The sequence below is a fragment of the Mycoplasma sp. CSL7503-lung genome, from assembly GCF_025515455.1.
Classification (GTDB): Bacteria; Bacillota_I; Bacilli_A; order Mycoplasmatales; family Metamycoplasmataceae; genus Mycoplasmopsis.
This window is the reverse complement of the sequence record NZ_JAOPHP010000049.1, coordinates 1-904: the sequence shown is the minus strand read 5'-3', so window position 1 is coordinate 904 and position 904 is coordinate 1. Positions and strand designations below refer to the sequence as shown.

Below are 904 nucleotides of genomic sequence, written 5' to 3'. Positions count from 1 at the left end.
TGATACAAATAAAAACAACAATAACGATATAAATTTAAAAAAAGATGACAGATATAAATTAAATTCTAAAATAGATATTGGTAAATATCATTTTAATGAATTAGATATTTTTGTTGATGATAAATATTTTGATTCTGCTCGCAAAAAGATAATCACCGAAATATTAAATAATATTACTAGTGTATTTTTAGTTAACGAAGAAATTAAAACAGAAATTTTAAATCAACTTGATTTACCTACATTTGACCAAAATTTCTTTAAACAACTTGAAAATAAAGACAAATTAGTATTAAAAAATAATAAGGAATATTTTAAAACATCAAAAACTTTTAATTTTAAAGCAAATACCAATTCGTTTTTGATAAAAGGTCAAAACAGTTTTAAAATAAATTTTTATACATCAAAAGATTATGATTCTAAATGGATTAAAAAAGATGAAAATTCAGATGTTTTTTGAATTTCAACAACAATTTTAGTCGCTTTATTATCAACAGGTTTAATTACCTTAATTTATATTTTAAGAACAAAACAAAGAAAGGTTAAACTATTTTAAAATGAAACAACAAACACCAAAAATATCAAACATGAAGAAATTTACATTTTACACTATTGGAACAATAATTTCTTTTTTTGTTCCATATGCAATGTATGATTTAATAACAAAATGAAATGATTACTCACTGATCCAAAGTATTATTATAATAACTACTATTGTTTTAACTACTTTATTATCAATGTTTTCTATCTTTAAATTAATTAAACAATTTACTTTAATCAAAAAATGAAAGAAATATCAAAAAACCTTAGAAAATTTAAAAAACTCACCCGAAGAAAATTCAAAAGAAATTGAAGAGTTAGAAATTTTAATTAATAAATTAAATGAAAAATATTTTAGAAAATAACA

2 protein-coding genes are annotated in these 904 nt (G+C 19.4%); both read left to right on the top strand.

Annotated features, from left to right (window positions below; translation table 4 throughout):
* Window positions 1–553, top strand: a 553-nt coding sequence (locus tag N9R85_RS03845; RefSeq protein ID WP_262858661.1) for a hypothetical protein, incomplete at its 5' end; no start/stop codon positions are given.
* Window position 554: 1 nt separating this feature from the next.
* Window positions 555–902 (top strand): hypothetical protein, encoded by a 348-nt coding sequence (locus N9R85_RS03840; RefSeq protein WP_216490283.1) that lies wholly within the window; start codon window positions 555–557, stop codon window positions 900–902.
* Window positions 903–904 lie beyond the last annotated feature (2 nt).